This window comes from Arthrobacter celericrescens (assembly GCF_003614925.1).
In the GTDB taxonomy this organism is placed as follows: Bacteria; Actinomycetota; Actinomycetes; order Actinomycetales; family Micrococcaceae; genus Arthrobacter; species Arthrobacter celericrescens.
Window position 1 is genome coordinate 115,928 of the sequence record NZ_QYLP01000033.1, and the last position, 26,695, is coordinate 142,622.

General features: G+C 66.0%; 26 protein-coding genes. 21 read left to right on the plus strand and 5 right to left on the minus strand.

Annotation, left to right across the window (positions count from 1 at the left end; genetic code table 11):
- Positions 1 to 168 precede the first annotated feature (168 nt).
- From fbaA to D3654_RS08545, 3 genes are all read left to right on the plus strand, one after another.
- Positions 169 to 1,188, plus strand: coding sequence for a class II fructose-bisphosphate aldolase (fbaA, locus tag D3654_RS08535; protein ID WP_120521068.1), 1,020 nt, complete (start codon positions 169 to 171; stop codon positions 1,186 to 1,188).
- A gap of 3 nt (positions 1,189 to 1,191) precedes the next feature.
- On the plus strand, positions 1,192 to 1,614 hold the full coding sequence (locus tag D3654_RS08540; protein WP_120521069.1) for a DUF3151 domain-containing protein: 423 nt from the start codon (positions 1,192 to 1,194) through the stop codon (positions 1,612 to 1,614).
- 269 nt (positions 1,615 to 1,883) lie between these two features.
- Positions 1,884 to 2,936 carry a M14 family zinc carboxypeptidase gene (locus D3654_RS08545; protein WP_120521070.1) on the plus strand — a complete coding sequence of 351 codons (1,053 nt, stop codon included), beginning with the start codon at positions 1,884 to 1,886 and terminating at the stop codon, positions 2,934 to 2,936.
- Between the two features lie 87 nt (positions 2,937 to 3,023).
- Here D3654_RS08545 and D3654_RS08550 read toward each other — a convergent pair whose 3' ends face one another.
- The gene (locus D3654_RS08550) at positions 3,024 to 3,728 is read right to left on the minus strand and encodes a FadR/GntR family transcriptional regulator (protein WP_120521071.1); all 705 of its coding nucleotides are present in this window, start codon (positions 3,726 to 3,728) and stop codon (positions 3,024 to 3,026) included.
- A gap of 185 nt (positions 3,729 to 3,913) precedes the next feature.
- Between D3654_RS08550 and D3654_RS08555 the strand changes: the two genes are divergently transcribed.
- The 3 genes from D3654_RS08555 (at position 3,914) to D3654_RS08565 (ending at position 6,337) form a co-directional block, all read left to right on the plus strand.
- Positions 3,914 to 4,441 carry a gluconokinase gene (locus tag D3654_RS08555; RefSeq protein WP_120521072.1) on the plus strand — a complete coding sequence of 176 codons (528 nt, stop codon included), beginning with the start codon at positions 3,914 to 3,916 and terminating at the stop codon, positions 4,439 to 4,441.
- A gap of 68 nt (positions 4,442 to 4,509) precedes the next feature.
- Positions 4,510 to 5,916, plus strand: a complete 1,407-nt coding sequence (locus D3654_RS08560; protein WP_120521073.1) for a GntP family permease — start codon at positions 4,510 to 4,512, stop codon at positions 5,914 to 5,916.
- 85 nt (positions 5,917 to 6,001) lie between these two features.
- A complete protein-coding gene (locus tag D3654_RS08565) occupies positions 6,002 to 6,337 on the plus strand; it encodes a hypothetical protein (protein ID WP_120521074.1) in 336 nt (111 codons plus the stop codon).
- Between the two features lie 3 nt (positions 6,338 to 6,340).
- Here D3654_RS08565 and D3654_RS08570 read toward each other — a convergent pair whose 3' ends face one another.
- A complete protein-coding gene (locus D3654_RS08570; RefSeq protein ID WP_120521075.1) occupies positions 6,341 to 7,780 on the minus strand; it encodes a purine-cytosine permease family protein in 1,440 nt (479 codons plus the stop codon).
- Positions 7,781 to 8,151: 371 nt separating this feature from the next.
- On the opposite strand from D3654_RS08570, the gene D3654_RS08575 reads away from it, so the two are divergent.
- The 12 genes from D3654_RS08575 (at position 8,152) to D3654_RS08630 (ending at position 18,991) form a co-directional block, all read left to right on the plus strand.
- The gene (locus D3654_RS08575) at positions 8,152 to 9,441 is read left to right on the plus strand and encodes an adenylosuccinate synthase (RefSeq protein ID WP_074590691.1); all 1,290 of its coding nucleotides are present in this window, start codon (positions 8,152 to 8,154) and stop codon (positions 9,439 to 9,441) included.
- Between the two features lie 452 nt (positions 9,442 to 9,893).
- Positions 9,894 to 10,598 (plus strand): endonuclease domain-containing protein, encoded by a 705-nt coding sequence (locus D3654_RS08580; protein ID WP_245413148.1) that lies wholly within the window; start codon positions 9,894 to 9,896, stop codon positions 10,596 to 10,598.
- A gap of 415 nt (positions 10,599 to 11,013) precedes the next feature.
- Positions 11,014 to 11,568 (plus strand): RNA polymerase sigma factor, encoded by a 555-nt coding sequence (locus D3654_RS08585; RefSeq protein WP_120521076.1) that lies wholly within the window; start codon positions 11,014 to 11,016, stop codon positions 11,566 to 11,568.
- Positions 11,565 to 12,344, plus strand: coding sequence for a hypothetical protein (locus D3654_RS08590; RefSeq protein WP_120521077.1), 780 nt, complete (start codon positions 11,565 to 11,567; stop codon positions 12,342 to 12,344). Before D3654_RS08585 ends, D3654_RS08590 begins: the two co-directional genes overlap by 4 nt.
- A 77-nt stretch (positions 12,345 to 12,421) precedes the next feature.
- Positions 12,422 to 12,847, plus strand: coding sequence for a CoA-binding protein (locus tag D3654_RS08595; protein ID WP_120521078.1), 426 nt, complete (start codon positions 12,422 to 12,424; stop codon positions 12,845 to 12,847).
- 19 nt (positions 12,848 to 12,866) lie between these two features.
- On the plus strand, positions 12,867 to 13,268 hold the full coding sequence (locus tag D3654_RS08600; RefSeq protein ID WP_120521079.1) for an MmcQ/YjbR family DNA-binding protein: 402 nt from the start codon (positions 12,867 to 12,869) through the stop codon (positions 13,266 to 13,268).
- Between the two features lie 95 nt (positions 13,269 to 13,363).
- Complete coding sequence (locus tag D3654_RS08605; RefSeq protein WP_120521080.1) at positions 13,364 to 13,993, plus strand: tetratricopeptide repeat protein; 630 nt, start codon at positions 13,364 to 13,366, stop codon at positions 13,991 to 13,993.
- A 231-nt stretch (positions 13,994 to 14,224) separates the two neighbouring features.
- Positions 14,225 to 15,628, plus strand: coding sequence for an N-acetylglucosamine/diacetylchitobiose ABC transporter substrate-binding protein (gene ngcE, locus D3654_RS08610; protein WP_120521081.1), 1,404 nt, complete (start codon positions 14,225 to 14,227; stop codon positions 15,626 to 15,628).
- A gap of 95 nt (positions 15,629 to 15,723) precedes the next feature.
- Positions 15,724 to 16,623 (plus strand): carbohydrate ABC transporter permease, encoded by a 900-nt coding sequence (locus D3654_RS08615; RefSeq protein ID WP_120521103.1) that lies wholly within the window; start codon positions 15,724 to 15,726, stop codon positions 16,621 to 16,623.
- A gap of 41 nt (positions 16,624 to 16,664) precedes the next feature.
- Complete coding sequence (locus tag D3654_RS08620) at positions 16,665 to 17,513, plus strand: carbohydrate ABC transporter permease (RefSeq protein WP_245413151.1); 849 nt, start codon at positions 16,665 to 16,667, stop codon at positions 17,511 to 17,513.
- A 110-nt stretch (positions 17,514 to 17,623) separates the two neighbouring features.
- Positions 17,624 to 17,917, plus strand: a complete 294-nt coding sequence (locus tag D3654_RS08625) for a DUF503 domain-containing protein (RefSeq protein ID WP_120521083.1) — start codon at positions 17,624 to 17,626, stop codon at positions 17,915 to 17,917.
- Between the two features lie 399 nt (positions 17,918 to 18,316).
- Entirely contained in the window at positions 18,317 to 18,991 is a 675-nt protein-coding gene (locus D3654_RS08630; RefSeq protein WP_120521104.1) for a hypothetical protein, read from the plus strand.
- 65 nt (positions 18,992 to 19,056) lie between these two features.
- Here the strand turns inward: D3654_RS08630 and purL are convergent, their stop codons facing one another.
- The 3 genes from purL to purS are packed head-to-tail and all read right to left on the minus strand — an operon-like array spanning position 19,057 to position 22,371.
- Positions 19,057 to 21,366 (minus strand): phosphoribosylformylglycinamidine synthase subunit PurL, encoded by a 2,310-nt coding sequence (purL, locus tag D3654_RS08635; RefSeq protein WP_120521084.1) that lies wholly within the window; start codon positions 21,364 to 21,366, stop codon positions 19,057 to 19,059.
- Positions 21,363 to 22,118: a phosphoribosylformylglycinamidine synthase subunit PurQ gene (purQ, locus tag D3654_RS08640; protein ID WP_120521085.1), complete on the minus strand. Its 756-nt coding sequence runs from the start codon at positions 22,116 to 22,118 to the stop codon at positions 21,363 to 21,365. The genes purL and purQ overlap by 4 nt, the downstream gene beginning before the upstream one ends.
- A 1-nt stretch (position 22,119) precedes the next feature.
- Positions 22,120 to 22,371: a phosphoribosylformylglycinamidine synthase subunit PurS gene (gene purS / locus D3654_RS08645; RefSeq protein WP_028265707.1), complete on the minus strand. Its 252-nt coding sequence runs from the start codon at positions 22,369 to 22,371 to the stop codon at positions 22,120 to 22,122.
- Positions 22,372 to 22,624: 253 nt separating this feature from the next.
- Between purS and D3654_RS08650 the strand changes: the two genes are divergently transcribed.
- The 3 genes from D3654_RS08650 (at position 22,625) to D3654_RS08660 (ending at position 26,637) form a co-directional block, all read left to right on the plus strand.
- On the plus strand, positions 22,625 to 22,831 hold the full coding sequence (locus D3654_RS08650) for a hypothetical protein (RefSeq protein ID WP_120521086.1): 207 nt from the start codon (positions 22,625 to 22,627) through the stop codon (positions 22,829 to 22,831).
- A gap of 127 nt (positions 22,832 to 22,958) precedes the next feature.
- Positions 22,959 to 23,249, plus strand: coding sequence for a DUF1540 domain-containing protein (locus D3654_RS08655; protein WP_115789430.1), 291 nt, complete (start codon positions 22,959 to 22,961; stop codon positions 23,247 to 23,249).
- A gap of 268 nt (positions 23,250 to 23,517) precedes the next feature.
- Positions 23,518 to 26,637, plus strand: coding sequence for a S8 family serine peptidase (locus D3654_RS08660; protein WP_425359399.1), 3,120 nt, complete (start codon positions 23,518 to 23,520; stop codon positions 26,635 to 26,637).
- The last annotated feature ends 58 nt before the right edge of the window (positions 26,638 to 26,695 follow it).

Genomic DNA, 26,695 nt, shown 5'->3' on the forward strand with positions numbered 1-26,695 from the left:
GGGCGGCACCCGCCGTCGGGCGCGAAACGGGCCGGCGCGGGCGAGTATTACCGAGGCGTGACCCGAAGCACGGCCCGTTGTTCGATCTGGCTAGGATGGTGCCTAGCCGTAACTGGTCTGTTTCAGGGTCAGCACACCCATAGACGAAAACACAGCATAGGAGTCACCATGCCCATTGCAACCCCAGAGATTTACTCCGAGATGATCGATCGTGCGAAGGCCGGCGGTTTTGCTTTCCCGGCGGTGAACGTGACGTCGTCGCAGACCCTGAACGCTGCGATCCGTGGTTTCGCGGAGGCGGAGTCGGATGGCATCATCCAGGTGTCCACCGGTGGTGCGGCGTACTGGTCCGGCGCGTCGGTGAAGGACATGGTGGCCGGTTCGCTGGGTTTCGCGGCGTTTGCCCGTGAGGTGGCCAAGAACTACAACGTGAACATTGCCCTGCACACGGACCACTGCCCGAAGGACAAGCTGGACAGCTTCGTGCTGCCCCTGCTGGCCGCGTCCGAGGCCGAGGTGAAGGCCGGGCGGAACCCGATCTTCAACTCGCACATGTGGGACGGTTCCCACGAGGCGCTGGGTGAGAACCTGCGGATCGCCCGTGAGCTGCTGGAGCGTACCGCGGCGGCGAAGATCATCCTCGAGGTCGAGATCGGCACGGTCGGCGGTGAGGAGGACGGCGTGGAGAACGAGATCAACGAAAAGCTGTACACCACCACCGAGGACGCCCTGGCCACGATCGAGGCCCTGGGTGCCGGGGAGAACGGCCGCTACATCACGGCCCTGACCTTCGGGAACGTGCACGGCGTGTACAAGCCGGGCGGGGTGAAGCTGCGTCCTGAGCTGCTCAAGCAGATCCAGTCCGAGGTCGGGGCGAAGATCGGCAAGGACAACCCCTTCGACCTGGTCTTCCACGGCGGCTCCGGTTCCTCGGACCAGGAGATCGCGGACGCGGTGTCCTACGGTGTGATCAAGATGAACGTGGACACTGACACGCAGTACGCGTTCACGCGTCCGGTGGCCGGTCACATGTTCGCCAACTACGACGGCGTGCTGAAGGTCGACGGCGAGATCGGCAACAAGAAGACCTACGACCCGCGCGTCTGGGGTGCTTCCGCCGAAGCCGGCATGGCCGCCCGCATCGTCGAATCCGCCCGCCAGCTCGGCTCGGCAGGCAAGACCTTCTAGGCCATGTCCGACGAATTCCGCAAGAACCTGCTGGGCCCGGAAGCCACGCTGCTGCCTGCCGAGACCGAGGTGTACCAGCACCTCGCGCTCGGCCAGGAAGCCGTGGACCTGGTGGCCAAGCACCCCACGTCCTCGCTCCTGTGGGCGATCCTCGCCGAAGAAGCCTGGGCCGAGGGCCGCACCATCGAGTCCTACGCCTACGCCCGTGTGGGCTACCACCGCGGACTGGACTCGCTGCGGCGCAACGGCTGGCGCGGCGTCGGCCCCATCCCGTGGGAGCACGAGCCGAACCGCGGATTCCTGCGGGCCCTCTACGCGCTCGGACGCGCCTCGGCAGCCATCGGCGAAGCCGAAGAGCCCGAGCGGATCGAGAAGTTCCTCAACGACTCCGATCCCGCCGCGAAGGCAGCGATCGAGACTTCCTAATTCCTGGGCCCACGCCCGCAGGGTTCCCTGGCCGAGCTTGCGAGGCCAGGGAGCGGGTGGGGACGACGGCGCCCGTCACCCGAAAGGTGGCGGGCGCCGTCGTCGTTAACCGCCGTTGCCGGCGGACGGCTGAAGCGGTGAGCGTCCGATGTTCTGTTTTGTCGAGTTGATTGACAAAGTTTGTTTATCTTTGTTTGTGTGTTTGTCACAGCCCGCAATGGGGGACATGGCCGGCTGCACGCCTAAGCACTCGAAAGAGGTAACGCACTGTGAGAAGAACTTTCAGGATCCTGGCTGCTTCCGGCTCTTTGGCGCTGGCCGTTGTGGCGGGCGCGGCGCCGCTGGCAAGCGCAGTCGGCGAAGGGCCCGGCTACGGCGACAACGGCCAGATCACCACGTCCAAGCTCACCACCTATGACCAGCTCGTCTCCTTCCTGAAGGACCAGGACGCCCGCCAGCCGGCCATGGAGCTGGAGGTGATCGGCAAGACGGTCAAGGGCCGGGACCTCCACCTGGTCAAGTACGTCACGGATCCGGCCAAGCCCACCATCCTCTACCTGACCCAGCAGCACGGCAACGAGCAGCTCACCACCGAGGGCGCCATGGCGTTCATCAAGCAGCTGGGCACAACCAACTCGTCCGGAATCCTGGGCGGCGTGAACATCCTCATCGTTCCGATGCTCAACGCTGACGGTGCCATGGGCGACGTGAACTTCCCGCTGGACGACTACGTGGCCAAGGGCGACCGCCACCTCACCCGCTACAACGCCGAGGGGGTCGACCTGAACCGCGACCACGTGGCCAAGATCCAGCCCGAAACCCAGGCGCTCCACAACAACGTGATGCGCAAGTACCGGATCGACTACATGATCGATCTCCACCACCAGGGCACCCGCGCAGAGCGCGACGGGAAGCTGGTGTCCGGCTCGATCCTGTACCCCACCACACCGAACGCCGATCCCGCCGTCGTCGAGAAGTCCAAGCAGCTTGGTTCGATCGTCTTCAACAGCGTGGACTCCACAGGCTGGGGGCACCTCGGCAAGTACGAAGGCGGCAGTGCCGAGACCATCAGCCGCAACGGGATCGCCGTGGAGTACGGGATCGCCACGCTGCTCTTCGAGATGCGCGGCATGTCCGACCACTACCTCGACGGCTATGCGCTCGGCCAGCGCAGCAACGGCTACCTCATCAAGCAGACAGTCATCACGCTGACCTCCACCGCGGCGGCCATTGCGGACGGTTCCATCGCCGACGCCGACACCACCTTCTGGGACAGCCTCGCCACCCAGAACTCCCGCGACGGCGGGGAGGAAGACGAGTAAAACACTCCCGCGAACGTACAGTTGGGGCCCTTAAATCGCCGATTTAAGGGCCCCAACTGTACGTTCGGGCTTCAAACGAGGGGATCCTCAGTCCAGGCCCATGGCCTGGCGGACTTCCACCACCACGCGGTGCATCGCTTCCTCGGCCTTGTTCGTGTCCCCGCGCGACACCGCGGTGGCTACGTCCTCGTGCGCCTTGAGCGCCGCCTCCTCCGGCCGGAACGGCATGAGGCCCTGCTGGGTGCGGCTGGTCAGCACCTCGGCCACCATCTGGTCGATCGCGGCGAACATCTCGTTCCCGCTCGAGTGCAGCAGGAGCCGGTGGAAGGCAATGTCCACGGCGAGGAAGCCCTCCAGGTCCCCGGCTTCGCCCAGGCGTCGCAGCTCCGCGGCCAGCGCCCCCAGTTCCCCGCGCTGCGCGTGCGTGGCGCGGCGGGCGGCCGCCGCTGCGGCAATGGGCTCGACGGCGATGCGCAGCTCCGTGAGGGAGGCGTACTGGGCTTCGCGGCGGGTGGAGGCCAGCCGCCAGTGCACCAGCTTGGGGTCGAAGACGTTCCAGTGCTGCGGGTCTTGAACCACGATGCCCACCCGGCGCCGCGAGTACACGAGGTTCATGGATTCCAGGACGCGCATGGTGTCCCGGGCGACGGTGCGGGAGACGCTGAACTCCTGCTGGAGGTCTTCGAGGGTCAGCCGGGAACCGGGGGCGAGCCGGCCTGAAGCGATCGATTCGCCGAGGGTGTCCAGCATGCGCTGGTGCAGGCCGCCGCCATCCGCTGTCGCCGTCGACATGTCCCGCCTTTCCCGCGCTGATTCCATCCCCCAGCGTAGTGCCTCGGGCGTAAAAGTATGACCAAAAGCACATTAAGTACTACCAATGACATTCCAATGGTGTTATCTTTTTGGGGAACACGGCGCAATAGCGCCACCCCGAGCTTCTTCGGAAGCCAACGACGTCTTCCTGCGGAGGTAGGGCAATGGAGTCATCTGCAATCCACGTGGTCGTCATGGGCGTTGCCGGCGCAGGCAAGTCCACGATCGCCGGGGCACTTGCGTCGGCCCTTGGCTGGGACATGGCCGAAGCCGACCGTTTCCACCCTTCGGCCAACATTTCGAAAATGGCCGGCGGTGTTCCGCTCACGGACGAGGACCGCTGGCCCTGGCTGCGCAGCATCCGAGACTGGATGACGTCCGAGGCCGCAGCAGGCAACAGCACTGTACTGACCTGCTCGGCCCTCAAGCGTGGCTACCGGGAACTGCTTGCGGAAGCCGAAGGCCGCGTGGTCTTCGTCCACCTCGACGGCAGCCCGGAACTCCTCGCCGAACGCATGGGCAGCCGCGAGGGCCATTTCATGCCCACCACCCTGCTGCCCAGCCAGCTCGCCACCCTCGAACCGCTCACGGCCGAGGAATGCGCGGCAGGAAGCATCCGCCTGGACATCGCGCAGGACCCGGTCACCCTGGTGCGCGCCGTCGTCGACGTCCTCGCACTCCAGGCCACCTGACCTCCAGGCGCCTGAACACCCCCACCTGAACACCCCCAGCACCGCATCACCTGTTTCAAAGGAGAACCATGACCGACATCGAAGGATGGACCCAAAGCCTCGGCGCCGGCCCGCTGCTGCTCATCGCGGCCGCCGCCATCGCCGTCCTGCTCGTCCTCATCATCCGCTTCAAGATGCACGCGCTGCTTGCGCTGATCACGGTCAGCCTCGCCACGGCCTTCGCCACCGGCATCCCCGCGGACAAGGTGGTGGGCGTCCTGGTCGGGGGCTTCGGCACCACCCTGGGCACCGTGGCGCTGCTCGTCGGCCTGGGCGTCATGCTTGGCCGGATCGTGGAGACGTCAGGCGGAGCCAAGGTCCTTGCCGACTATCTCATTTGCGTCTTCGGCGAGAAGCGGGCGCCCTTCGCGCTTGGCCTCGCCTCGCTGATCTTTGGCTTCCCGATCTTCTTCGACGCCGGCCTGGTGGTGATGCTGCCGGTCGTGTTCGCCGTTGCCCACCGGCTCGGTGGCGGCGTCCTGCGCTTCGGCCTGCCCGCCGTCGGCGCCTTCTCGGTGATGCACGTCTTCCTGCCGCCGCACCCCGGCCCGGTGTCCGCCTCCGCGATCCTCGGCGCGAACGTGGGCCTGGTGGTCATCGTCGGACTGATTGCTGCCCTTCCCACGTGGTACCTCACGTGCTACTTGTACGGTCTGTGGACGGGCCGCAAGCTGGTTCTTCCCGTTCCGGAGATCCTCGGCCATGCTTCCGCCGAAGCCGAGGCGCACCCGCCCCGTTTCCGTACTGTCGTCAGCATCCTGCTGCTGCCTCTCGTGCTGATCTTCCTCAACACCGGCCTCAACACCTTGGCCACGTCCCACCTCCTGCCGGACTCCGTGAAGGAACAGCAGTGGTTCCAGATCATCCGTGCGCTTGGTGACACACCTGTTGCCCTGCTCATCTCCGTGTTCGTGGCCGCACTGGTTCTCGGGATGCGCCGCGGACTGCACGGGTCCCGGCTCGAAGGGCTTCTTGAGTCCTCCCTCGGTCCGGTCTGCTCGGTCATCCTCATCACCGGTGCAGGTGGAATGTTCGGGGCCGTGCTGCGGACATCCGGAATCGGCAAGGCCCTGGCCGATGTGCTGGGCGACGCCGGTATCCCCTTGATCCTGGCCGGCTTCCTGATCTCCTCGATCCTGCGCATCGCCCAAGGCTCGGAAACCGTAGCCTTGACCACCACCGCGGGCCTGATCGGCCCGGCTGTTGCCGAAGTCGGGCTGGACGGGCTCCAGCTCGCCGCGCTCGTGGTGGCCGTCGCCGCCGGCTCCGTGGTGGTCTCGCACGTCAACGACGCAGGATTCTGGATGGTGGGCCGCTTCATGGGCATGGACGTGAAGACCACGCTGGCCACCTGGACCGTCATGGAAACCTTGATCGGCGTCATGGGCTTCGGCATCGCCGCGGTGGTGTTCGCCGCCGCCGGTGCCGTCGGCTAGCGCATCCTGGACGCAAGAGCGGCCGGCACCTTCAGAGGTGCCGGCCGCTCTTTGCTTGTGTCCCGCCGTCGGGCATGATGCCGCCATGGAGAAACGCGAGTCGTCCGCTGCCGCCGTTGCCGCCTTCGAGCACCTGGGGGCTGACCTGCTCGACGCCGGGGTGGTGGCGGGCCAGATGTTCGGTGCCCGTTCGCTGCTGTTGGAGAAGAAGGCGATCGCCTGCCTCAACGGGGACACGGTGGCCTTCAAGCTTGGCCGCGACAACCCCGAACATGCGCGGGCGTTGGCGTTGCCAGGTGCCGTGCTCTTCGATCCCTCCGGCATGGGCAGGCCATTCAAGGACTGGGTGGAGGTTCCGCTCTCGGCCGCGGGCGAGTGGCCGGCTTTGGCGGACGCCGCGCTCGCGGCCGCCCGCCAGTAGCGCTTACGACGCCGGCACCTGGGCGGGTGTCGCGTGCTCGCTGGGGTAGATGGTCTCCAGCGGGGCCCGGTTGGTGGCCTTTGCCCAGGGGTAGTAGACCGCCATGGTCACCGCGATGCCGACGATCCAGGAGATGTCTGCGCCGCCCAGCCAGTGGGTTACTGGTCCGGTGTAGAGGGCCTGGGCGAGGAACGGGATCTGGACCACGACGCCGATGGCGTAGGACACCAGGGCTGCGGCGTTCCACTTCCCGTAGCGGCCGTTCGGGTTGTACAGCGCCGGGATGTCCAGCCGGTCGCGGGACACCTTGTAGTAGTCCACGAGGTTGATGACCGACCACGGCGTGAACACCATGAGCAGCATCAGCACGAAGTTCTTGAACAGGTTCAGGAAGTCCTTGCTGGCGAAGAGGGCGATCAGCACGCTTGCGCCGATGACCACCAGGATGAACGCGACGCGGGCCGCACGGGACACGGTGTCGCGGCGGTTGACGGCGGTGCCGATCGTCACCGAGCACATGAAGGCGCCGTAGGCGTTCAGGCAGTTCACCGTGAGCTTGCCGCTGACGATCATCAGGTAGATGAAGACGGCGATCAGTCCGCCGCCGGCGAGGTCGCCCATGTAGCCCACCTGGTTCTTCAGGAAGTCCCCGCCCAGGTGCGCGGCAGACAGTCCGCCCGCCAGGGCACCGATGGTCATGGCCCACTGGGCGCCGCCCACGGAACCGGCGAAGGTGTACCAGAAGGTCCGGCGCTCGCTGGTGTTCTGCGGCAGGTACCGGGAGTAGTCCGCAACGTAGGGGCCGAAGGTCAGCTGCCAGCCGGCGCCCAGGGCGATTGCAGTCAGGAAGGTGGGCCATTCGAAGCCCTTGAGGAACATGATCTGGCCGATGTCGTACTTGGTCAGCACCGCGAAGGTCAGGTACAGGAAGCCGGCCAGGCCCAGCACGGTGGCGATGCGGCCCAGGGCGTGGATGTACTTGTAGCCCAGGATGGCCAGCAGGGCGGTGGCGGCGCCGAAGATCAGGATCCCGACGGCGGGAACGTCGACTCCCAGAATCAGGTTGATGGCCTGCCCGGAGAGCACGGTGCCGGTGGAGGCGAAGCCCACGTACATCAGGATGACGAGGACCAGCGGGATGACGGCCCCGTAAACGCCGAACTGGGCTCGGCTGGAAATCATCTGCGGAAGGCCGAGCTTGGGGCCCTGGGCGGAGTGCAGCGCCATGACGATACCGCCAAGCACGTTGCCCACCAGCAGGCCGATGATGGCCCAGAACGCGTCGGCGCCGAAGACCACAGCCAGGGCGCCGTCCACGATCGCGGTGATCTGGGCGTTGGCGCCGAACCATAGGGTGAACTGGGACTTCGGGTGGCCGTGGCGCTCGCCGGGCGGGATCATTTCGATCGACCGGGCCTCGACGGCGCTGCTTGCTGCTGCCATGGTGCTACTCCTCATGCTGAACGGGCATGTTCCATGTCACAACAATGCGGTGCGCGGAACAATCGGATCCGGGGCAGCGGTGTCGCGCATCCCAGACACTTTGCGCGTGTCGCTGGGCGGTTCGCAGGGGCTGCCGTGTCCACTTGCCCGCCGGCCGCTGCCGGCGTCGGCCTACTGTTGCAGGGTCACGACACCGTGTTATGGGGCCGGATCCGCTAAACTTGGCTGGTAAGAGCCCCGGAACTCTTGCCCTTCCTGCCCATGAATCTTTGTTGAAGACCGTGGACAGGGCCTGGCTTCGGGGCGTTCTCATGTACGGCGCCAGGCGCGGTGTTCCCGCCGCCTGCCCGAAAAGAATGGGGGAGGATCCCATGCCCGCTATCGTGATCGTCGGAGCCCAGTGGGGCGACGAAGGCAAAGGCAAAGCGACCGACCTGCTCGGCGGCCGCGTCGACTATGTGGTCAAGCCCAACGGCGGCAACAACGCCGGGCACACCGTCGTCGTCGGCGGCGAGAAGTACGAGCTCAAGCTCCTTCCCGCAGGCATCCTGAGCCCCAACGCCATCCCGATCATCGGCAACGGCTGCGTGGTGAACCTCGAGGCCCTGTTCCAGGAAATCGACGGCCTCGAAGCCCGCGGTGCCGACACCTCCCGCCTGCGGGTTTCCGCCAACGCCCACCTCGTGGCCCCGTACCACCAGGTGCTGGACAAGGTCACCGAGCGCTTCCTCGGCAGCCGCGCCATCGGCACCACCGGCCGCGGAATCGGCCCGGCCTACATGGACAAGGTGGCCCGCCTGGGCATCCGCGTCCAGGACGTCTTCGACGAGTCGATCCTCCGCCAGAAGGTGGAAGGCTCGCTGCGCCAGAAGAACGAACTCCTGGTCAAGGTCTACAACCGCCGCGACGTCGTGGTGGACGAGATCGTCGAATACTTCCTCTCTTTCGCCGAGCGCCTGCGCCCGCTGGTCATCGACTCCACCCTGGTCCTGAACAACGCCCTGGACGAGGGCAAGGTGGTCCTCATGGAGGGCGGCCAGGCCACGTTCCTGGACGTCGACCACGGCACCTACCCGTTCGTGACCTCCTCCAACCCGACCGCCGGCGGCGCCTCCGTGGGCTCGGGCATCGGTCCCACCCGCATCTCGCGCTCCATCGGCATCATCAAGGCGTACACCACCCGCGTCGGCGCCGGCCCGTTCCCCACCGAACTCTTCGACGAGATGGGCCTGTACCTGCAGAAGACCGGCGGTGAGTTCGGCGTGAACACCGGCCGCCCGCGCCGCTGCGGCTGGTACGACGCCGTCCTGGCCCGCCACGCTTCCCGCGTGAACGGCTTCACCGACTACTTCGTCACCAAGCTGGACGTGCTCACCGGCATCGAGCAGATCCCGGTCTGCGTGGCGTACGACGTCGACGGCGTCCGCCACGACGAAATGCCCATGACCCAGACCGAGTTCCACCACGCCGTGCCGATCTTCGAGTACTTCGACGGCTGGACCGAGGACATCACCGGCGCCAAGACCCTGGAGGACCTGCCGGAGAACGCCCGCAACTACGTGCTGGCGCTCGAAAAGCTCTCCGGCACCCGCTTCTCCGCGATCGGCGTCGGCCCGGACCGCGACCAGACGATCGTGCTGCACGACCTGATCGAGGACTAAGCCTCCAGAACGTTCGACGACGGCGGGCCGCCCGGGGTTCCAATGGAACCTTCCGGGCGGCCCGCCTTTGTTGTTGCCGGCTTTCTGCGTTCATCCTGCAGGTCAGGCGGGTTGTGCGCCCTCCACCCCGCCGGATCTGCAGGATGAAATTTACGACGGCGGCCGGGCCTGTGGATAACGCAAGTACCCACGCCCGCATCCGCAACACTTGTACTGTGAGCAAAGCCGGGCCCCTTCCCGAAACATTGGCGTTGCGTTCCTTCACCTTGAGGGAGGGGCTGGCCGCGGGACAAACCCTGAGCCGCCTGAGGGCCAAGGATCTCAGGACGCCCAGCCGGGGAATCAGGGTCCCAGTCGGGGCGGCACAGCGACTCGCAGAACGGGTCAGACCGTACGTCCTGCTTTCCGGCGGTGCCGTCGCCAGCGACAGCACCGCCGCTAGGTTGCTTGGGGTGCCGTTGCCGAAGGACCTGGAGGAAGAAACCAGGCTGCACTTCAGCTCATCCTCGAAGACAGGACCGCGGCGCAAACATGTGGTGGGGCATAGCAGGTGTTTCGACCCGGACGAGGTGACGCTGCTGGACGGCATTCCCGTGACGTCACCAGCGAGGACCTGGCTCGACCTCGCACCGGTGCTCAGCCTGGATGACCTCATAGTCGCCGGAGATTTCCTGGTGTGCACTCGCGAGGACCGCGGCTTCGGCAGGCCCCGCCCCCCTCTGGTCTCGCTGGCAGACCTGAACCTCTACATTTCCAGGAAGCACCGGATCCCGGGCCTTGCCAAAGCAAGGAGCGCGCTTCCGCAGTTGCGAGTCGGCGTGGACTCGCCACAAGAGACCCGGCTGCGCTTGATGCTGCAGGCTGCGCACCACCTGCCGCCGTTCCGGGTGGACTATCCCGTGTCTTCGGACGACTACGAGTTCCCGAGATGGGTGGATCTGGCCTGTCCCGAATTCCGGACATGCGTCGAATACGACGGCGCCCATCACCTCACTCCCTTGCGGCAGGTGGCCGACAAGGGAAGGGACAGCTTCATGATCGATTGCGGTTGGAACCAGGTGAAGATCTATGCCAGGGACCTGGACCTGGGTGCCGAATGGGTAGTTCCCCAGGTGGAAGCCGCGCTCCGTCGGGGAGGATGGCAGCCGCCCCCATGATTTCATCCTGCAGATCAGGCGGCTTGTGCGCCCTCGACCCCGCCTGATCTGCAGGATGAACCGCTCCGCCGGGACGGACAAGCTCCAGGCGAGCCCACCTCACGTACCCAAGAAACCGCCCCTGAGCTGTGAAAACACTTCCCGCGAAAAAAACTTTGGAATCCGCGTAACCCTTCCCGGGGTCCGGACGATTACTTCAGTGAACGGGCCGAGCTGGAATCTGTCCCCCATCATGTTCCAGCTCGGCCCTTCGTTTTGCCCGCAAGGATGCGAAAAGGATGCGGGGGCGGGCCGGGGTGTGTCTTGGGCTGCGCAGGCGGTGGCGGTTAGGCTGGGGGAGTGCCCGCAGCGAGTCCACCGGGACAACCGCGCGCAACGGCAGCAGACCCCAGCATCCACCGAAAGCACCTGAACCGTGACTGACGCCCTGACCGACGAAGCGTTGCAGGCCCTTCAGGGCAACGACGCAGAGCTGTTCAGTGCTGTATATCAGGCCTTCGCTGGCCAGGTGTTCGGCTACCTCAGCGCCAAGGGAGTGCAGGACCCGGAGGCCCTCACCCAGGATGTCTTCCTTGCGGTGCTGCCACGGATCGACGCCATCTCCGGCGGCGTCAAAGGCCTGCGGACATTCGTCTTCTCCGTTGCCCACGCCCGGATGGTGGATGACCACCGCAGGCAGGTCCGCTCGCCGGAGCACCAGGAATTCGAAGCCGAGCGGGACACCAGGGAGGTTCTCTCTGCCGAAGCCGAAGCGATGGACCGGGTGGCCCCGGGAGAGGTGCTGGCATTGCTCGGGTTCCTGCCCGAGGAGCAGCGGGAGGTCCTGTCGTTACGCATCATTGCGGGCCTGACCGTGGAACAAGTTGCCGAAATCATGGGGAAGAGCCAAGGTGCAGTGAAGCAGTTGCAGCGGAGGGCGTTGAACACCCTCCGTGAACACTCGGCAGTAAAGGAATATGTGGCGCCATGACGCGTTCCGATGCGGATCGTGACAACCTCGTCTCCGAGCTCATGCTCGACGCCGGCGTGCCGGGTGATGCGCTGCTCAAGGCTGCGCTCGAGTCCATCGCGGGCCTTTCGGCGCTACCCGCCCCGGCGCCCCGTGGCGACCTTGCCGCCCTGCTCGGCGTCCCGTCAGCGGATCCCGACGGCGGCACTGACCCCGGCGCCGACGAGCTCGCCAAGCGACGCCGCAGGAAGCACCGCCCGGTCGTCATCGCCGGTGCCGTCCTCACGGCCATGGGCCTGGGCATCGGCGGCGTTGCCGCCTCCGGCGGCCTGCAGCAGGACTCCCCGGACTTCTTCAACAAGCTGATTGCAGGATGGGCGCCGCATACGAACCTTGCCCCGCAGTCCCTCCTGCCGGCCGGGCCCGCCCCGGACGCCCCGAAGGTCACCGCCGTCCCGGCGCCGTCCAGCCCGCCCGTGTCCGAGGCGGCGGCAGGAGCCCAGGGCGCGGCGTCGCCATCCGCGGTTCCGAACCACCCGCCGGCTTCGGCTTTCAAGGGAAAGCCGCTGGCTGCCGCAAAGAAGGCGGCAAAGGCGAGGCCGAAGAAGGCTGCAAACACCCTGAAGGGAACCCCGCCGTCCGGGAGCACAGGTTCCGCGTCCGGCGTCCCCGCCGGACCTTCCGGCGTGAACTTCAAGGACTCCTTCGAAGGCGTGCTGGACGAGCGCGGCCTCGTTGGCGGACGCACCGTGGAGGACGTCCTCGATCAGATTGTGCGTCTCGGCGTCCGCCTCTGAGCCGGCGGGACGCAAGCCCGGCCCGCCGCAGGGCGTCCGGCGCAGGCCCCGACGGCCGCGGGCGTAGGCTTGGGGGCATGACCCATGTGAACGATCCGGCCGTCGTTGAACGACTCATGAGGACCAAGGGCCGCTGGGCCATCGTCGGCCTGACGAACAACGAGTGGCGCTCCGCGTACGACGTGGCGCTCTACGTCCGCGACCGCATGGGCATGGAGATCATCCCGGTGAACCTGCGCGGCGAAGACGTCCACGGCGAAACCGCTTACAAGACGGTCGGCGACATTCCCGCCGAAAAGCAACCGGTCGACGTCGTGGACTGCTTCGTGAACTCCAGCCACGTGGGCGCGGTGATCGACCAGGCGATCGCGGCCGGCGCGAAAGCGGTGTGGCTGCAGCTCGGGGTCAACGACGAGGCCGCCGTCGAACGCGCGAAGGCCGCCGGCCTGGATGTCGTGGTCAACACGTGCCCGGCCCGCGAAGGCTGGCATTACGGTCTGTAGCCTGCACTAGGCTCGGACCATGGATGCTGCAACCCTCCGCCGGATCTGCCTGGACTTTCCGGGAGCCTTCGAGGACTTCCCCTTCGGCCCGGAAACCTCGGTGTTCAAGGTCCGTTCCGCGGTGTCCGGTGGCGCAGCCCAGGAGGCGAAGCTGTTCGCGCTCTCCGCGCTGGACGCCGAGCCGCTCACGGTGAACCTGAAATGTGAGCCCGGACTGGCCGTCCAGTTGCGTGCGGCGCACCCCGAAATCACCGGTGCCTGGCACATGAACAAGACCCATTGGAACGGCGTCCGGCTGGACGGCAGCCTTCCCGACGCCATGGTCCGGGACATGGTGGAGGACTCCTACGACCTCGTGGTGGCGGGCCTGAGCAAGAAGCAGCAGGAGCAACTCGGATGGGCGCGCCTCGCCGGTAAATGAGCCGGCAAGTGAGCTGCCGTAGCATGGGCCCGGTCGGATAGATTGAGAGTTGCGCAACACCATTCGATGCCTTTGACGCAATCGGGAGCGGCCAGATGCTGGAGCAAAGAACACTCGACGAGTTGTGGACCTTCGAAGACCCGGCCCTGTCCGAAGCGCGCTTCCGCGAAGCCATGCAGGATCCCCGCTTCGACGATTTCGAACGCCTGGAGCTGGCCACCCAGCTTGGCCGCGCCATCGGGCTGCAGGGCCGCTACGAAGAAGCCGATGCCCTGCTGGACTCGATCGACACCGAAGAGGAACCCACGCTCGCGGTCCGGGTCCTGCTGGAGCGCGGGCGGCTGCTGAATTCCTCCGGTCACCCGGCCATGGCCGTGCCGCTGCTCGAACAAGCCGCGGAGCTCGGTGACCACCTCGGCGAGGAATTCCTCACGGTGGATGCGCTGCACATGCTCGCGATCGCGGACTCCGGCCACCAGGAATCCTGGACGCGCAGCGCGCTCGAGTACGCGTCCGCCGTCGACGATCCGCGCACCAAGCGCTGGATGGTTTCGCTGCATAACAACCTCGGCTGGGCGCTGCACGACGACGGCCGCCGCACCGAAGCGCTCGTGGAGTTCCAGCTTGCCGAGCAATGGGCGGAACGTGTCGGCACTCCGCAGCAACAGCGCTGGGCCCGTGAAGCCATCGACGAGTGCGAAAGGTCGCTTAGCGGACGCTCCTGACCTGCGGTTTCTTCCTTTTTGAAGCCTCTCCGGGGGTCCCGGGGGCGCTTCCTGGCTAGATCACGTTTTGACAAAAGTTGATTGAAACTAGCCAGAAATATTGATTTCCGATCACTTGTGGTGAATTATGTCACACGAGGGTGGCGCTGCTTCGGGCGCCTTCCAGCCGATCCAAAATCAAGGCACGGGCGCCGTCCGGATCGGCACTACGAGTCCCTGGAGGGTTTTAGGATGAACGTTCAGCAGTCCTTCGCACGCCGTGGTTTCCTCCGCGGTGCGCTCGCCACCGCCGTACTGGCCCCGATGGGCGGGGCCCTGGCTTCCTGCGCGTCGGGCGGCACCACCACGACTGGTCCCACCGGTACCGTGTCTGACGCCAACCCGTTCGGCGTTCCGGACAACTCCACCCTTGACGCGGTGATCTTCAAGGGCGGCTATGGCATCGACTACGTCGACTTCGCCGGCGAGGCCTACGAGAAGAACCACCCGGGGACCACGGCCAAGATCGCTCCGTCCACGGCAATCTCCGCCGAACTGCAGCCGCGCTTCGCGGGTGGAAACCCGCCGGACCTCGTGGACAACTCCGGTGCCCAGTCCATCGGCATCAGCACCATCCTGGCCCAGTTGGAAGACCTGCAGTCCGTGGTGGACGCCAAGAATCTCGAAGGCACCCCCATCAAGGACACGCTGTACGAAGGCGTGCTGGCCCCCGGCACATTCGACGGCAAGCTTGTTGCGATCAACTACGTGCTCACCCTCTTCGGTGTCTGGTACTCATCCACCCTCTTCGAGGCGAACGGCTGGACCCCGCCCAAGACCTGGGACGAAGCCTTCGAACTCGGCGAGAAGGCCAAGGCCAAGGGCAAGTACCTGTTCCTCTGGGGCAAGGAAGCCGCCAGCTACTACCTGGAGCTGGCTTTGTCCTCCGCCATCAAGGAAGGCGGCGACGAAGTCCGTGTGGCCCTGGAGAACCTCAAGGAAGACAGCTGGAAGCACCCGGCGCTCACCAAGGTCTTCGAAGCCCTGGACAAGCACGTCAAGGCCGGCCACTTCAAGCCGGGCGGCTCCGGCACCGCGTTCACTGCCGCCCAGGCGCAGTGGTCCAACAACCAGGACGCCCTGCTGTACCCGTCCGGTTCCTGGATCGAAAACGAGATGAAGGACCAGACCAAGGCCGACTTCAAGATGATGGGCGCACCGGTGCCCACTGTCACCACCACCCCGAAGATGCCGTACGAAGCCCTGCACTCCGGCGGCGGCGAGCCCTTCATTGTCCCGTCCCAGGCCAAGAACAAGGCCGGCGGCAAGGAACTGCTGCGCATCATGCTGTCCAAGGACGCGGCCGCGAACTTCGCCAAGACCAAGCTGGCACCCACCGTGGTCAAGGGCACCGTGCCCGCCGACGGCTTCGGTTCCACCGCGCTCGTCTCCCAGACCAAGATGCTCGAAGCCGCCGGCAAGAACGTCTTCAACTGGCAGTTCCTGGACCTGTACGGCATGAACAAGGACGTGCTGGTGGTCTGGAACGCCTTCCTCGACGGCAAATCGAACGCGGCCAACCTGGCCAACGACATGCAGAAGATGTCGGACAAGATCCGCAACGACAGCTCCATCAAGAAGGTTGAAATTAAGTGACCTTGCCCCCAGCAACTGTTTCCGCGCGCGACGGCAGCCTGACCGCTGCCGCCGCGCGCGGGCGGCGCAAGCCGACCCTGGATCGGATCTCCTTCATGGCGGTGTTCCTTGGAATACCGCTGGCGATCTATCTCCTCTTTGTCATCTGGCCGTTCCTCCAGGCGTTCTACTATTCGCTGACGGACTGGTCCGGCTTCAGCAACACCTCGAACTTCGTTGGCCTGGACAACTACGCCCGTATCTTCACGGACGACCTCTTCCTGAAGGCCCTCGGCAACAACATCATCCTGCTGATCGTCGTTCCCCTCGTCACGGTGATCCTCAGCCTCGTCCTGGCCACGCTGGTCACCGTCGGCGGCAGCAGCAAGGGCCAGATCAAGGGCTTGAAGAACTCCAGCTTCTACCGCGTGGTCTCCTTCTTCCCGTACACCATTCCCGCCGTCGCCATCGGCATCATGTGGGGCCAGATCTACGACCCCAGCGGCGGCCTGCTGAACGGCGTCCTCAACGCCGTCGGCCTGAACTTCAAGGACTACGCCTGGCTGGGCAACGCGTCCACGGCCATGTGGTGCTCCATCTTCGTGATCATCTGGGGCTTCGTGGGCTTCTACATGGTGCTCTTCATCGCCGGCATCAAAGGCATTCCCTCGGAAATCTTCGAGGCCGCCCGCATCGACGGCGCAGGGCGCTTCCGCACGGCCGTGAGCATCACCATTCCGATGATCCGCGACAACATCCAGACCGCCTACGTCTACCTGGGCATTTTCGCCCTTGACGCCTTTGTCTACATGGCCTCGCTCTTCCCCAACGCCGGCGGGCCCGAAAACACCACGCTGGTCATGTCCCAGCAGCTCTTCTTCACCGCCTTCCAGCGCGGCCAGTTCGGCATGGCAACCGCCATGGGCGTGGTCCTGGCGGTTGCAACACTGATCTTCGCCGGCCTGGTGTTCCTTGTGAACAAGCTGACCGGCGGTTCCGAGGGAGGCCGGCTGTGACTCTTCTGAAGCAACAACGCGCGTCAGCGCCCGCCGGGCACGTGGAACGCGAAGCGAAGTCCGCACCTGTCGACAAGGTCGTAGGGACCGTCTCGCACGTGGTCCTGGCCATCTGGTCCGCCATCGTGGTCCTGCCGCTGCTGTGGACGTTCATGTCCTCCTTCAAGACCTCCAACGAGATCTTTTCGTCCCCGTTTGGCCTTCCCGGCAGCTGGAAGCTGGACAACTACATCCGAGCCTGGTCCGAAGCAGGCATCGGCGCAGCCTTCATGAACTCCGTGCTGGTGGTCTGCGTCTCGCTGGTCCTGGTCATGCTGCTCGGCTCCATGTGTGCCTACGTGCTGGCCCGCTTCAAGTTCTGGGGCAGCAGGACCGTCTATTGGCTGATGCTGGCCGGCCTGACCTTCCCGGTGTTCCTGGCCATGGTTCCGCTGTTCGGCGTCCTCAAGGGCATCGGTTTGCTCAACCAGCTCCCGGGCCTGATCATCACGTACGTGGCCTTCGCGCTGCCGTTCACGGTGTTCTTCCTGTTCTCCTTCTTCAAGAACCTGCCCGCCGAAATCGCCGAGGCGGCAGCGATCGACGGCGCCGGCGACTGGCGCACCTTCTTCCAGATCATGCTGCCCATGGCCCGGCCCGGCCTGGCGTCCGTGGCGATCTTCAATTTCCTTGGCCTGTGGAACCAGTTCCTCATCCCGGTGACCATCAACGCCGGCGGGCCGAAGGTGCTCTCGCAGGAGCTCGCGGCCTTCGCCCAGCAGATGGGCTACGCGGTGGACTTCGGGGCACTGTTCGCCGCCGTCACCGTCACCGTGATCCCGGTCCTGATCGCCTACATCCTGTTCCAGCGCCAGCTGCAGGGCTCGGTGTCGCAGGGCACCTCGCGCTGACCTTTCCAGCACCGAGCGCCCGACGGCGGCCCGCACCTTCCGGTGAGGGCCGCCGTCGTCGTCTTCCCGGCTGGGTCCCTGGGTCCGGCCGGCTGGCCGATAATGGGCCCATGTGGATCGGTTGGATCGAGTTCGACATCCTCCTCGGCGAAGTGCACAGCCTGAAGGAGAAACGCTCCCTGGTGCGGCCCGTGGTGGCCGAGCTGAAGCGCCGCTTCGAGGTGTCCGCGGCCGAGACGGGCCTCATGGACCAGCACCGGCGCGCCCTGATCGGGGCGGCGGTGGTGTCGCCCGATCATGCGCACCTCGTGGAGGTGCTCGACGCCGTCGAACGCCTGGTTGCCGGCCGTCCGGAACTCGAACTGCTCAGCGCCCGCCGCCGCGACCTCCACAGCGAGGATTAACCACTTCTTCCCATCGATTGCTGAGTAGTTGTCGTTTTGAGCCCCCAAAACGACGCCAACTCAGCAATCGATGAAGGGTGTGGATAAGTTCTGCGGGCATTCGGTCGAATCTGTTCTGATGTGGCCATGAAAACCGCGCGCCAACTTCCGGCCGAACTGCTGGGCCGGCCTTTCACTGTCGCCGAAGCCTTGGGCCGGGGCGTTAGCGCCCGGAGGCTCCGACACGGATCCCTGCAGGGTTTGGGCCGGGGTATCCGCTCCGGAATCCCGACGGCGGACGTCCCCCTGGAGATCCGCGCGCGGCCATTCGTCGAGGTCAATAAGGGATGCGCCGCGTCCCACCTCACAGCGGCGGAACTTCTGGACCTGCCGCGCCGGATGAAAAAGGAGCCCTCAGAGATGTTCCACATCATCAGGCCGGAAGGCGCGGCCCACCTGAACCGGCCTCACGTCGTCGTCCACCGGATGAAACTCTACGAGGACGAAATCACCACCCTCAACGGAATACGGCTGACCACCCCGGAGCGGACTTGGCTGGACCTTGCCGAGACCTTGTCCGTGGATGAACTCGTAGTGGCGGGGGACCATTGCGTGAGGATGCCCCGGCCCGAATTCGAGGGACGGGATGAACCGCTGTGCACTGTGGCCGATCTACAGAGGATGATCGACCGCCACAAGGGCAAGCGGGGCGTGCGAAAGGCGAAGGAAGCTATCCAACTGATCCGTGTTGGCTCGGACTCGCCCCAGGAGAGCTTGCTCAGGCTCGCAATTGTGAGGGCAGGACTCCCGGAACCGGAACTCAACGTTCCGGTTCCTGCCAGCGACGGCGGGCGCCTGATCCAACCCGATCTTTCCTACCGGAAGTACAAGATCGGCGTCGAATACGAGGGCGAAGGCCACGGCGAGGAAGCCCAGATCGTCCGGGACATCGCCCGTTCGGAGCGGTACGACGAACTGGGCTGGACCGAGGTCAGGATCTCGAAGCGGCACATGGTCAACGATGCCAAGCCTGCAGTGGCCAAGGTCCGGACAGCCCTCGTCCAGGCAGGTTGGCGACCGGAGAAGCGCCGTTAAAAACGATTGCTCCGTAACTGTCGTTCTGAGGGCTCAAAACGACAGTTACGGAGCAATCGATGCAATTAGCCGAAGTACTTCGGCAGGGTGCCTTCGTGGGCTTCGCGGAGGGCATCCAGGGACATGGTCTCCACACCGTTGATTTCCAGCGAACCGGACGCGGCGTCCACCACGCCGATGCGCAGGTGCGCGAAGCCGCGGGCGGTGCACATGTCCTTGAATCGGACTTCCTCGGAGCGCGGCACGGAGACGATGGCACGGGCCTGGGACTCGGAGAACAGGGCCGTGAACAGGTCCACGCCGTCGCGCTCGAGCAGTTCCTCCAGGGCGATGCGGGCGCCGACGCCGTGACGCAGCGAGGACTCCACGAGGGCTGCCGCGAGGCCGCCTTCGGAGAGGTCGTGCGCGGCGTCAACCATGCCGTCGCGGCTGGCGTTGATCAGGATCTCGCCGAGCTGGCGCTCCGCGGCCAGGTCCACCTTGGGCGGCAGGCCGCCGAGGTGGCCGCGCAGCTTGGCCCATTCCGAACCGTCCAGTTCGGCCGCCGTCGTACCCAGCAGGTAGATGGCCTGGCCGTCTTCCTTCCAGCCGGACGGGGTGCGGCGCGCGACGTCGTCGAGCTTGCCGAGCACCGCCACCACGGGGGAGGGGTGGATCGGCGTCGTGCCGGTCTGGTTGTACAGGGAGACGTTGCCGCCGGTCACCGGAACGCCCAGCTCCATGCAGGCGTCGGAGAGGCCGCGGATGGATTCGGCGAGCTGCCACATGACGTCCGGGTCCTCGGGGGAGCCGAAGTTCAGGCAGTCGGAGACGGCCATCGGCACGGCACCGGAGGTGGCCACGTTGCGGTAGGCCTCGGCCAGGGCCAGCTGGGCGCCGTTGTACGGGTCCAGGTAGGTGTAACGGCCGTTGGCGTCGGTGGCGAGGGCAACGCCCAGGCCGGTCTTCTCGTCCACGCGCACCACGCCGGCGTCGTCCGGGAACGCCATGGCGGTGTTGCCGCCCACGTAGCGGTCGTACTGCTTGGTGATCCAGGACTTGTCGCACATGTTCGGCGACGCGACCAGCTCGGTGACGGCGGCAGCCAGCTCGGACGGAGCCGACGGGCGGCCGGCGTCCTGCACGGAACCGGTGAAGGCGTCCGCCTGCAGGGCGTCCTGCCAGGACGGGCGGGCGTAGGGGCGGTCGTAGACCGGACCGTCGTGGGCGACGGTGCGCGGGTCGACGTCGACGATCACTTCGCCGTCCCAGGTGATGATGAGGCGGCCGGTGTCGGTCACCTCGCCCAGCCAGGCATATTCCACGGCCCACTTGTCCATCACGGCTTCGAACGCCTCCACGTTCTCCGGGGTGACCACGGCCATCATGCGTTCCTGCGACTCGGACATCAGGATTTCGCCCGGGGTCAGCGTGGGGTCGCGGAGGAGCACGTCGGTCAGCTCCACCTGCATGCCGCCGTCGCCGTTGGAGGCGAGTTCGGAGGTGGCGCAGGAGATGCCGGCCGCGCCGAGGTCCTGGATGCCTTCAACGAGGGAGCCCTTGAAGAGCTCGAGGCAGCATTCGATGAGGACCTTTTCGGCGAAGGGGTCGCCCACCTGGACGGCGGGGCGCTTGGACGGCTTGGTGTCGTCGAAGGACTCGGAGGCCAGCACGGAGGCGCCGCCGATGCCGTCGCCGCCGGTGCGGGCGCCGAACAGGACCACCTTGTTGCCCTTGCCGGAGGCGTTGGCCAGGCGGATGTCCTCGTGGCGCATGACGCCCACGGCGAGGGCGTTGACCAGCGGGTTGCCCTGGTAGACGGCGTCGAACACCATCTCGCCGCCGATGTTCGGCAGGCCCAGGGAGTTGCCGTAGCCGCCGATGCCGGCCACGGCGCCGTGCATGACGCGCGCGGTGTCCGGGTGGTCGATTTCGCCGAAGCGCAGCGGGTCCATGACGGCCACGGGGCGGGCGCCCATGGAGATGATGTCGCGGACGATGCCGCCGATGCCGGTTGCGGCGCCCTGGTAGGGCTCAACGAACGACGGCGAGTTGTGCGACTCGATCTTGAAGGTCACGGCCCAGCCGTCCCCCAGGTTGGTGACGCCGGCGTTCTCGCCGATGCCCACCAGCATGTCCTTCTTCATCTCCTCGGTGACCTTCTGGCCGAACTGGCGCAGGTGGTTCTTGGAGGACTTGTAGGAGCAGTGCTCGCTCCACATCACGGAGTACATGGCCAGCTCGGCGCCGGTGGGGCGGCGGCCCAGGACCTTGACGATCTCGTCGAACTCGTTCTCCTTCAGGCCGAGCTCGGCCCAGGGGAGTTCGGTGTCCGGAGTGTTCGCTGCGTTCTCGACGGTGTCGATGTTGAACTTCTTGTTGGTCTCCGTGGTCACTTGGCGCCTCCCACAATCTTGTTCAAAACGGAGGTGAAGAAGCCCAGGCCGTCGGTGCCGGCGTTGGACTCCGGGCCGAAGCCGGGCTCAACCGCGTGTTCGGGGTGCGGCATGAGGCCCACAACGTTGCCGGCGGCGTTGGTGATGCCGGCGATGTCGCGGCGGGAACCGTTCGGGTTGAAGCCCACGTAGCGGAATGCGACGCGGCCCTCGGCCTCAAGGGCGTCGAGGGTCTTTTCGTCGGCGATGTACTGGCCGTCCTGGTTCTTCAGCGGAACCAGGATTTCCTGGCCTGCCTCGTAATCGGCGGTCCAGACGGTGGTGTTGTTCTCCACGCGCAGCACCTGGTCCCGGCAGAGGAACTTCAGGTGGTCGTTCTTGATCATCGAACCGGGCAGCAAGTGCGATTCGGTGAGGATCTGGAAGCCGTTGCAGATGCCCAGCACCGGCAGCTTCGCGTCCGAGTTGGCGGCGTCGATGATCTTGGACATCAGCGGCGCGAAACGCGAAATGGCGCCGGCGCGCAGGTAATCGCCGTAGGAGAATCCGCCCGGGATCACCACGGCGTCGACATCGGCCAGTTCCGTGTCGGCGTGCCAGAGCGCGACGGCGGTGCCGCCTGCGAGGCGGACGGCACGGGCGGCGTCGCGGTCGTCAAGCGTGCCGGGGAAGGTGACGACGCCGATCCTGGCGCCGTTCAACCGGGATTCGGCGGCCACGGGGGCTTCGCCGATCAGGGGAAGTTCAGTCATGTCAGGCCTCGACGACCTCGACGTTGACCACGTCTTCGATGACCGGGTTGGAGAGCAGGGTTTCGGCTGCCTCGCGTGCTTGGGCGAGGATGGCGTCGGTCACCTCGCCGTCGACGGTCAGTTCGAAGCGCTTGCCCTGGCGGACTGCGCTAAAGCTGGTGAAGCCGAGGCGGGGCAGTGCTCCCACAATCGCCTTCCCCTGCGGGTCCAGAATCTCGGGCTTGGGCATGACGTCGACGACGATCCGGGGCATCCGGTAACTCCTGTGCGTGAGCGTTGGTTGAACCTTGTCAAAGGCTGCCGCGGAGTGGTGCCGTCTCACGCCGAACCGCGCACAAACAGCGTCCAAGAGGGGTGTCCGGCAACGGTGTTTGGTGCAGCGTCTTACGGATAAGGGGCGCTCCGCGAGCTTGCACGCCCATTCTACCGGCCAGAGGGCCCATACCCTATTTGCGTGAGGCCAGGCACTTCCGCCGCGCGGGGACCCAGGGGGATAGCATGGCCGCATGGCAGGGAACATGAAGTCCATGGTGTTGCCGGTGGTGGCCGCGGCGGTGTTCGCCGGCCTGGGCGGGATGGTGATCCAGCGGATCAAACTGGACCGGGCAGCGCGCGAAAACCGCAGCGTTGCCCTGCTTGACGCCGCCGCCCGGGCAAGGATCAGCGCAGCCCTGCGCGGAGCCGCCCAGCCGCCGGCTTCCGTGCGGGAATAGCGTACGTACAAATGCGCTAATCCTGCGGGTGAAAGTCCGGAAAACGGGCGTAGTTTTGGTTTCAAGCCGGGTCACTCCCCGCTGAATCGACAAGCCGGATTTCTTGAGGACCAAGCCAGGAGGAACAATGACCGAACATGTTGCCGAAGTCTCCGCCTGCAGCGTTGGCAGCTGCGGATTCAACCATGACGGCTGTACGGCGTTTGGAATCACCATCGGGGGCACCACGGACCACGCCTCGTGCGCCACGTTCATCGACACCACGGCCATGGGCGGCCTTCCCAAGGTCCTGGCCCACGTCGGTGCCTGCCAACGCAGTGAATGCATCCACAACAACCACCTGATGTGCGAGGCACACGACGTGAAGGTCGGTCCGGGCGCCGAAGCCGCGGACTGCCTCACTTACCAGCACGCCTGACACACCCTGAACCACCAAACGGGTACGCTCCATCCGGAGCGTGCCCGTTTTTTCATGCCGGGGATCTCCTGAAGCCGGCGTATGACAAGCGTGAAATCAGATTTTGTGCACTATGTCATATTCAGCTCTCGATCTGTACTGTATGAAGCGATTGCTTCCGAACGGTTGACAAGAACTGTCAACCTGGGGCATTCCATGTTGGCAGCATTCCCAGTTGATTGATCCCGGCACGACCGCCCGGATCGCCTGTAGAAAGGTGCAATCACTCGTGAAATCAAGAGGAAAGAGCTTCGTCGGAAGCGGGGGCCTTCGAAGAGCTGCGGCACTGGCCGTGGGTGTACCGGTGTTGCTGTCGTCCATGGCGCTGGCACCGGCGCAGGCCGCCCCGGCCCAGGGAAGCAGCACCGCCGCAACGGTCAAGAAGAACCTTGATCCGCAGGCGTACAAGGACGGCCGCTACATCGTGGTGCTCGCGGAGAAGCCCGCCGCCACCTACGACGGCGGCACTCCGGGCTTCGCGGCCACCAAGCCGAAGGCCGGCAAGAAGCTGGACGTGCTCAAGCGCGAAGTCCAGAGCTACCAGGCCCACCTGCAGCAGCAGCAGCGCGAAGTGGCCGCCCAGGAGAACGTCAGCATCCAGCGTGACTTCACCTCGGCGCTCAACGGCTTCAGCGCCAACCTCACTGCGGAGCAGGCCGTCAATCTCGCAAAGAACCCCAAGGTCCTCCTGGTTGCACCGGACACGCAGCGCGCGCCCGATTACTCCACCACCGACTTCCTGAAGCTCAGCGGCTCCGGCGGACTCTGGGACACCCGCTTCGGCGGCAAGGACAAGGCTGGTGCGGGCACCGTGGTGGGCGTCATCGACACCGGCTACACGCCGTCGAGCGCTTTCTTCACCGGTGAGCCCGTGCAGCCGCTTAGCGGCAACCCCCAGGTGGGCGTCCCGTACCGCACGGACGACGGCAAGATCGCCATGCTGAAGGCCGACGGCGACACCTTCGTGGGCGAATGCCAGACCGGCCAGGACTTTGACGGCACAGCATGCAACTCCAAGGTCCTCAGCGCCCACTACTTCGCCGACGCCTTCCTCGAGACCGTCCCGGAAGAGCACCGCGCCCCGCAGGAGCGCATCTCCCCGGTGGACGTGGACAGCCACGGCACCCACACCGCCAGCACCGCGGCGGGCAACTCCGACGTCGAGGCCACCGTGGACGGCCGCAGCTTCGGCATCACCAGCGGCGTGGCCCCGGCGGCCAAGCTCTCCATCTACAAGGTCTGCTGGGAAGACGACGACCCCAACACGGGCGGCTGCTACGGTTCGGCCTCAGTTGACGCGATCGACCAGGCCATCGCCGACGGCGTCGACGTCCTCAACTACTCCATCTCCGGTTCCACGGACACCACCACCGATCCGGTGTCCCTGGCCTTCCTCTCCGCAGCCTCGGCCGGCATCTTCGTCGCCGTGTCCGCGGGCAACTCCGGCCCCACCGCGAGCACCGTCAACCACGGCGCACCCTGGCTGACCACTGTGGCCGCCAGCAGCTTCTCCCAGGAACTGCAGGGCACCGTGGAATTCTCCGACGGCAGCAAGTACCGCGGAGCCAGCATCATGAACGCCGAAGTGCACGACGCCGGCGTGGTCCTCTCCGCCAACGTCGCCTCCGGCACGGGCAGGGCGGCAATCTGCGAGCCCGGTTCGCTGGATCCGGCGAAGATCGCCGGCAAGGTAGTGGTCTGCGACCGCGGCGTGGTTGACCGCGTGGCCAAGAGCGCCGAGGTCAAGCGCGGCGGCGGCGTGGGCATGATCCTCGTGAACCTCGCCAGTTCCTCCCTGGACACGGATAAGCACTCCGTTCCCACGGTGCACGTGAACCCGCCGGCCACCGGCGAAATCAAGCAGAAGGTGGCGGCCAACCCTGCCATCACCGTCTCCCTGGTCGACCACGACACCACCGGGCTGCCCCTCGAAGCCCAGCCGCAGATCGCCGGCTTCTCCTCGCGCGGCCCACTCGCCGCCAGCAACTCGGACCTGCTGAAGCCGGACGTCGCCGCCCCGGGCGTTGCCGTCCTGGCCGGCGTTTCGCCGATCGGCACCGGCGGTGACACCTTCGGGTTCCTCTCCGGCACCTCGATGGCGTCCCCGCACATCGCAGGTTTCGGCGCCCTCGTCCTGGGCAAGAACCCCACGTGGTCCCCGGCCACCGTGAAGTCGGCCATGATGACCACGGCCTCGGACGTGGTCAAGGCTGACGGCAGCAAGAACACGGACGTCTTCGCCACCGGTGCCGGCCACATCAACGCGGCCCGCGTGCTGGATCCGGGCCTGGTGTACGACGCCGGGATCGAGGACTACCTGAAGTTCATCCAGGGCACCGGCGTGGACCTGGGCATCCCGGGCCTCGGCAGCACCGCCGCGCGGAACATGAACGTTCCGTCCTTCGCACTGGGCAACCTGGCCGGCAAGGTGGAGGTCACCCGCACCGTGACCGCGCTCACTCCGGGCCTGTACCGGGCCAGCGCGAGCGTGCCGGGCATCAACGTGAAGATCACGCCTTCGGTGCTGAGCTTCGACGCCGTCGGCCAGAAGAAGTCCTTCAAGGTCACCTTCGAGAACAAGAACGCCGCCCTGGCGAAGTTCGCCATGGGTTCCCTGAAGTGGGAAGGCGCCGGCAAGTCGGTGGTGTCCCCGGTGGCGGTCCGTCCGCAGTCGGTGATCGCCGGCAAGGACCTCTCCTTCACCTCGGACCAGGCCAGCGGTTCCGCCGCGATCGGGATCCTCTCCGGTACGAATTCGCCGACGGCGGTCACCCTGGACGGCCTGTCCAAGGCGAATTCCTCGGCCACCGAACTGGTGCCCGGCCCGGCAGCGTTCGAGAACAACGGCTCCAACGCGCTCGTGGACGCCGAGGTCGGCGAGGGGGCGGCGCTGGCCAAGTTCTCGGTGATCTCCTCCGACGACACCGCGGACTTCGACCTGTACGTGTTCACCCCGTCCGGTGAACTGCTGAGCGCCGCCACCGGAAGCGCCAGCGAGTCCCTCTCCATCGAATCCCCGGAGCCAGGGACCTACACCATCCTGGTCAACCTGTTCGCGAGCACGGACAACCGGCCCACCAAGGCCAGCGTCGATGCCGCCGTCCTGGGCAGCAACGAAGGCAACGCCACGGTGACTCCGAACCCGATCCAGCTCAAGAACGGCAAGAAGGGCCAGATCACCCTGGGCTGGACCGGCCTGGAACCGGGTTCCTACATCGGCCGGCTGAGCTTCGCTGGGACCAGTTCCCCGACGTTCGTCACCGTGATCATCTCGGCGGGCGGCGCGGTGGCGGTCGCCCCCGAACTGGAGACGAGCGAGGCCCCGGTCCAGCAGAAGCTGCAGCACTAACCCAGGAAACCGCAGCACTGGACAAGAGAAGCTGCGGCCGGCGGAGAACCCGCCGGCC

Bases quoted from the DNA above. Each gene is read 5' to 3' on its own strand.
- D3654_RS08625 (WP_120521083.1), top strand. From the start codon at position 17,624: ATGTGGATCGGTTGGATCGAGTTCGACATCCTCCTCGGCGAAGTGCAC.
- purQ (WP_120521085.1), bottom strand. From the start codon at position 22,118: ATGACTGAACTTCCCCTGATCGGCGAAGCCCCCGTGGCCGCCGAATCC.
- D3654_RS08595 (WP_120521078.1), top strand. From the start codon at position 12,422: ATGACCCATGTGAACGATCCGGCCGTCGTTGAACGACTCATGAGGACC.
- D3654_RS08600 (WP_120521079.1), top strand. From the start codon at position 12,867: ATGGATGCTGCAACCCTCCGCCGGATCTGCCTGGACTTTCCGGGAGCC.
- D3654_RS08590 (WP_120521077.1), top strand. From the start codon at position 11,565: ATGACGCGTTCCGATGCGGATCGTGACAACCTCGTCTCCGAGCTCATG.
- D3654_RS08565 (WP_120521074.1), top strand. From the start codon at position 6,002: ATGGAGAAACGCGAGTCGTCCGCTGCCGCCGTTGCCGCCTTCGAGCAC.
- D3654_RS08655 (WP_115789430.1), top strand. From the start codon at position 22,959: ATGACCGAACATGTTGCCGAAGTCTCCGCCTGCAGCGTTGGCAGCTGC.
- ngcE (WP_120521081.1), top strand. From the start codon at position 14,225: ATGAACGTTCAGCAGTCCTTCGCACGCCGTGGTTTCCTCCGCGGTGCG.
- fbaA (WP_120521068.1), top strand. From the start codon at position 169: ATGCCCATTGCAACCCCAGAGATTTACTCCGAGATGATCGATCGTGCG.
- D3654_RS08540 (WP_120521069.1), top strand. From the start codon at position 1,192: ATGTCCGACGAATTCCGCAAGAACCTGCTGGGCCCGGAAGCCACGCTG.
- D3654_RS08630 (WP_120521104.1), top strand. From the start codon at position 18,317: ATGTTCCACATCATCAGGCCGGAAGGCGCGGCCCACCTGAACCGGCCT.
- D3654_RS08560 (WP_120521073.1), top strand. From the start codon at position 4,510: ATGACCGACATCGAAGGATGGACCCAAAGCCTCGGCGCCGGCCCGCTG.
- purS (WP_028265707.1), bottom strand. From the start codon at position 22,371: ATGCCCCGGATCGTCGTCGACGTCATGCCCAAGCCCGAGATTCTGGAC.
- D3654_RS08570 (WP_120521075.1), bottom strand. From the start codon at position 7,780: ATGGCAGCAGCAAGCAGCGCCGTCGAGGCCCGGTCGATCGAAATGATC.
- D3654_RS08575 (WP_074590691.1), top strand. From the start codon at position 8,152: ATGCCCGCTATCGTGATCGTCGGAGCCCAGTGGGGCGACGAAGGCAAA.
- D3654_RS08550 (WP_120521071.1), bottom strand. From the start codon at position 3,728: ATGTCGACGGCGACAGCGGATGGCGGCGGCCTGCACCAGCGCATGCTG.
- D3654_RS08650 (WP_120521086.1), top strand. From the start codon at position 22,625: ATGGCAGGGAACATGAAGTCCATGGTGTTGCCGGTGGTGGCCGCGGCG.
- D3654_RS08555 (WP_120521072.1), top strand. From the start codon at position 3,914: ATGGAGTCATCTGCAATCCACGTGGTCGTCATGGGCGTTGCCGGCGCA.
- D3654_RS08605 (WP_120521080.1), top strand. From the start codon at position 13,364: ATGCTGGAGCAAAGAACACTCGACGAGTTGTGGACCTTCGAAGACCCG.
- D3654_RS08615 (WP_120521103.1), top strand. From the start codon at position 15,724: ATGGCGGTGTTCCTTGGAATACCGCTGGCGATCTATCTCCTCTTTGTC.